This window comes from Streptomyces sp. NPDC057438, from assembly GCF_042802995.1.
In the GTDB taxonomy this organism is placed as follows: Bacteria; Actinomycetota; Actinomycetes; order Streptomycetales; family Streptomycetaceae; genus Streptomyces.
The window spans coordinates 1-4,962 of sequence record NZ_JBHVDD010000176.1; the positions used below are offsets into that span (position 1 = coordinate 1).

General features: G+C 72.3%; 4 protein-coding genes. All 4 read left to right on the plus strand.

Annotated features, from left to right (window positions below):
- Positions 1 to 647, plus strand: a 647-nt coding sequence (locus ACFU5F_RS41990) for an ABC transporter ATP-binding protein (RefSeq protein WP_383898912.1), incomplete at its 5' end; no start/stop codon positions are given.
- A complete protein-coding gene (locus ACFU5F_RS41995; RefSeq protein WP_383898913.1) occupies positions 644 to 2,824 on the plus strand; it encodes an FtsX-like permease family protein in 2,181 nt (726 codons plus the stop codon). The genes ACFU5F_RS41990 and ACFU5F_RS41995, both read left to right, overlap by 4 nt.
- Before the next feature lie 209 nt (positions 2,825 to 3,033).
- The gene (locus ACFU5F_RS42000; RefSeq protein ID WP_383898915.1) at positions 3,034 to 3,942 is read left to right on the plus strand and encodes a LysR family transcriptional regulator; all 909 of its coding nucleotides are present in this window, start codon (positions 3,034 to 3,036) and stop codon (positions 3,940 to 3,942) included.
- A gap of 68 nt (positions 3,943 to 4,010) precedes the next feature.
- Positions 4,011 to 4,790, plus strand: a complete 780-nt coding sequence (locus ACFU5F_RS42005; RefSeq protein WP_383898917.1) for an SDR family NAD(P)-dependent oxidoreductase — start codon at positions 4,011 to 4,013, stop codon at positions 4,788 to 4,790.
- Positions 4,791 to 4,962 lie beyond the last annotated feature (172 nt).

Genomic DNA, 4,962 nt, shown 5'->3' on the forward strand with positions numbered 1-4,962 from the left:
TCAACCTCTCCGTGCACACCGGTGAACTCGTCGCCGTGATGGGCCCGTCCGGCTCCGGCAAGTCCACTCTGCTGCACTGCCTTGCCGGGATCGAACGACCCGACTCCGGAGAAGTCCTGCTGGACGGCAAGCGGATCGACCAACTCCGCGAACCGGCCCGCAGCGACCTGCGCCGCACCGCGTTCGGCTTCGTCTTCCAGTCCGGCCAGCTGCTGCCGGAACTGCCCGCCGACGAGAACGTGGCCCTGCCGCTGATGCTCGGCGGCACGGCCCGCCGGGAGGCCGTCGAGCAGGCCCGGCAGTGGTTCGGACCGCTGGGGCTGCAGGGCCTGGAGAGTCGGCGTCCCGGGCAGTTGTCCGGAGGCCAGGCGCAGCGCGTCGCCATCGCCCGGGCCCTGGTCGGCCGCCCGAAAGTGATCTTCGCGGACGAGCCGACCGGCGCGCTGGACCAGGCCACCGGCCTGGACGTGTTCCACCTGCTGGTGGACGTCAGCCGCAGCCAGGGCGCGGCCCTGGTCGTCGTCACCCACGACGCGAACGTGGCCCGCTGGTGCGACCGCACGGTACAGGTCCGCGACGGCCTGCTGGCCGGAGCCCAGGCCGAGACGGAGACCGGCGCCGAGACGAAGGCGGGGTACTCGCGATGAGGGCACTGGACCGTACGACCTGGGCGCTGACCTGGCGGCTCACCCGGGCAGGCGGCCGCACCGGCCTGCTCGCCACCGGGCTCGCGGTCGCGGCGGCGGCCGTGTCCACCACACTCCTGCTGCTGTGCGTCGCGATGAACCTGGGCTTCCAGCACCGCTCGGACCGCACCGACTGGCGCAACCCGGTGGAGTCCTCCCGTCCGGTGGCCGTCGAGGCGGTCGGCACGACGTTCAGCCGGGGAGTGCCCGTCACCGTCGTGGACGTCGCCCGGCTGCCCGGACGCACCGCTCCCGCCCCGCCCGGCCTCGACCGTTTCCCCGCCCCGGGCGACCTGTGGGTCTCCCCGGCGCTCGGCGCACTGCTCGACCGGCTGCCCGCCGACCGCCACCCCGTCCCAGGCACACCCACCGGAACGCTGGGCCGCGCGGCGCTGGACCACCCCGGCGAACTCGTCGCGGTGATCGGACACCGCTCCACCGACCCGGCGGTCACCACCCCGCGCGAGCCCGATCCCCGCCGGGTCGGCGACATCGCCTCCCCCACGCGCGTCGCGTCCTTCACCGGCGCGCCGCTCGCGGACGGCATGGGCGGGATATACGAGTCCCTGGCCCGGGTCGCCACCGTCCTCGTCATCGTTCCGCTGCTGGTGCTGGGGGCCTCCGCCGCCCGGCTGTCGGTCTCCCGCCGCGACCAGCGGCTCGCCGCACTCCGCCTGATCGGCGCCACGCCGGGCCGTATCGCCGGGCTGACGGCCGCCGAGGCGCTGCTGACCGGGGCGGCCGGGGCGCTGCTCGGCGTCGTGGGGTACGCGGTGCTGCTGCCGGTGGCGGCGAGTCTGCCGCTCGCGGGCGGCGCCTGGTATCCGGCCGACCTGTGGATCGGCGCGCCGCCACTGCTGGCGGTGACGGCCGGGGTGGTCGCACTGGTCGTGGTCAGCGCGCTCGCCGGGCTCCGTCAGGTGGTCGTCGGCCCGCTGGGCGTGGCACGCCGGTCGCGCAGCCGGGGAGCGAGCGCCGTGCGGGTGGTCGTCTTCGTGGTCGTCGTCGCCGGGTACGGCTGGATCACGAAGAAGTACGGCAGCGACGACTCCATGGCGCTGTACGCGTTCGCCGCGATCTTCCTGGCACTGGACGTGATCGGGCCCTGGGTGGTCCGGCTGCTCGGCAGGATCGTCACCGCCCTGGCCAAGCGGCCGGCGACGCTGCTGGCGGGACGTCGGCTGCTGGACGATCCGAAGGCCGGCTGGCGGATCGTCTCCGGGCTCACCCTGGCCGGTTTCGTCGCCGGGTTCTTCGCCCTGCTCACCCTGGACGCCACTTCCTCGTGGGGAGGACGGCCCGACCAGCTCGCCCTCGCCGTCCCGGACAACAAGGTGACGCAGGTGCGGACGCTGGCCGAACAGCGTCTGCGCGCCGCCGGGGTGACCGCCGTGGTCGGCGTGGACGACGGCTTCGTGGCCCAAGGCCCCTACGACAGCCGCCAGGTCACCGCCACCGTGTCCGGCGGCCCGGCCGAGCTGGACCGCGCCCGTACCGCGCTGACCGGCCTGATCCCCGACCAGTACCCGATCACCGGGCCCGAGGTGAACTGGTCCGAGGCACGGTTCACCCGGGACTTCACCACCATCACCCGGGTGGTGCTCGTGGTGACGTTCACGGTCGCCATCACCTCGGCCGGGCATCACCGCCGCCGCCTCCGTCCTCGACCGCCGCCGCACCTACGGCCTGCTGCACCTGGCCGGGACCCCACTGCGGGTCCTGGACGCCGCCCGAAACCGGGAGACGCTGATCCCGGTCACGGTGCTGGCGGGCGGGGCTGTCGCGGCAGGGCTGCTGTGCGGGGGATCGGCGATGCTGGCGGGCGGCGACTCGTCGTTCGACGCACGCGGCGTGATCGTTCTCGCAGCGTGCTGCGCCGCCGGGTTCGCCGGAATCCTGGCGTCCGGCGGGCTGAGCCGTCCCCTGCTGCGGTCGGTCACCCGGCAGGCGGGGCCACGGGGAGAGTGAGCCCTGCGGCACACGGAGCCGGCGTACGGCCGCGCCAGGTATCCGGGCTTGGCGCGCCTACCTGGAGTCTCGACGGATCTGAGCGACTACCTCAACCGGTAGCTCAGGCGCGACTCCGGCCTTCTCACGAGCCTTCGACATCACCTCATCCGTCCAGGCAGTCAAGGTAGGGGGATGTAGGGATCTCCCACGGTGTGCCGTCGGCGGCGGCACCTTCACCGGCCTTCGTGCCCGTCACTGTTGCCGACGCAGACACCGACGAATATCCCCGGTTCGATGCCCGTCCGGAATGGCTTCCGCCCCGGGGCGGCGATCCGTTGCGCGGTCGACGGCCTCAACGGATTGAGATATATCCTCGGTTTATGGATGGGAGCTCGGGATGAACGTCGAGGGGTTGCGCTATGCGCAGGCGGTGTCCCGCACGAAGTCGTTCAGCGCCGCAGCGCGCGACTACGGCGTCACCCAGCCCGCGCTGTCAAACGGGGTGGCGCGGCTGGAGGAGGAGCTCGGAGTCAGACTGTTCGACCGTTCGCCGCGTGGTGTACGGCCCACGGCCCACGGCGCCGTCGTCCTGCCCATGATCGACCATGCTCTCGGGGCGCTGGACTCGATCGTGGCCGAGGCGCGTCGGCTGACCCGCCCGGCCACCGGCGGCATCCGTGTGGGCGTCTCGCCCCTGATCGGCGCTGACCTGGTGGCCTGTGCGTTCGACGCCGCGCGTGGCCTGTCCCGGCCACGCGAGCTGGTGCTGCGGGAAGCCGATCTGGGCCTGCTGCGGGCAGACCTGCGGTCCGGCGAGCTGGATGTGCTGCTGGTGCCCGCGGTGGAGGCCATGCCGACCTACCGGCACCGGATCATCCTCAGCGAACCCGTGGTCGTCGTCGACCCGGCCGGGGCCCCCGGCGCCGAGGGCCCGCTGGAGCTGGACGCCGCCGCCGGCGCGGACTACATCCTCGTCCCCGACACTTGCGGACTGACCACGTTCACGACCCAGCTGTTCCGGGGCCACGACCTGGCGCTGCGCACCTATCCCGGCGAGGCGGCCAGCTACCGCGTGCTGGACGAGTGGGCCGGCATCGGGGTGGGCGCCGCTCTCCTGCCCCGCTCCAAGATCACCCGGCGGCATGCCAGCTGCCGCCCCCTGGTACGGTCCGGCGCCCCGGTCGAGATTTCCTACGAGGCCGTCTGGAGCCGCTCGAATCCACTGGCCGCCGACCTGGAGGAGTTCGTGGAGTCCCTCGCCGAAGCCGCCGTGCCGTTGGGGTCCGACGCCCCGGCGAGCGATTAGCTCAGGTTATAGCCGCATCACAAAGGATCCTCTACCGGGCTGCATTCCGTGAAACCTACGGTGGGCGCATGAAACCCACCCTCGATCTCACCGGCAAAAAGGCCGTCATCATCGGCGGCACCAGCGGTATGGGCCTGGCCATCGCCCGTCGCGTCCTGGACGCCGGCGGCAGCGTCGTCGTTACCGGCAGGTCCCCTGCCAACGCCGCGGCGGCCACCGCCGCGCTGGCGGGCTCGGGCGATGTCACGGTGCTGACCACCGACCTCACCGACACCCATGCCGTGGAACGCCTGCGTGCCGACCTGACCAAGGAGCACTCCGACGCCGCCTTGCTGGTCAACGCGGCCGGAGTCTTCGCCCCAAAGCCGTTCGTCGACCACACCTACGCCGACTACGACCGTTACCAGGCTCTCAACCGGGCCTTCTTCTTCCTCACCCAGACCATCGCGGGCAACATCATCGCCCGCGGGGGCAAGGGCTCCATCGTCACCATCGGCTCGATGTGGGCGCATCAGGCCATCGCCGCGACGCCTTCGTCGGCGTATTCCATGGCCAAGGCCGGGCTGCACTCGCTCACCCAGCACCTGGCGATGGAACTCGCCCCGCACGGCATCCGGGTCAACGCGGTCGCCCCCGCCGTCGTGCGTACTCCCATCTACGAGGAGTTCATTCCCAAGGAAGAAGTGGCCTCCGTACTCGACGGGTTCAACACCTTCCACCCCCTCGGCCGTACGGGAACGCCGGGCGACGTCGCCGCCACGGTGGCCTTCCTGCTCTCGGACCAGACCGACTGGATCACCGGCGCCGTTTGGAACGTCGACGGCGGCGTCATGGCCGGACGCAACTGACCGGCACCGCGCCGGGTCGGGCTCCGATTCTCGACGAACGGCTCACGGGCATGCGGGTGGCCGCGGCGGAGAAGGGCGTCGGCCGGAGTCACGCGCTACGTGGCCAGGAAGACTCGGCCGGCTCGCCGCCGCCGTAGTGGACACACGCAGCGCCCGGCCCGGAGGTCAGATC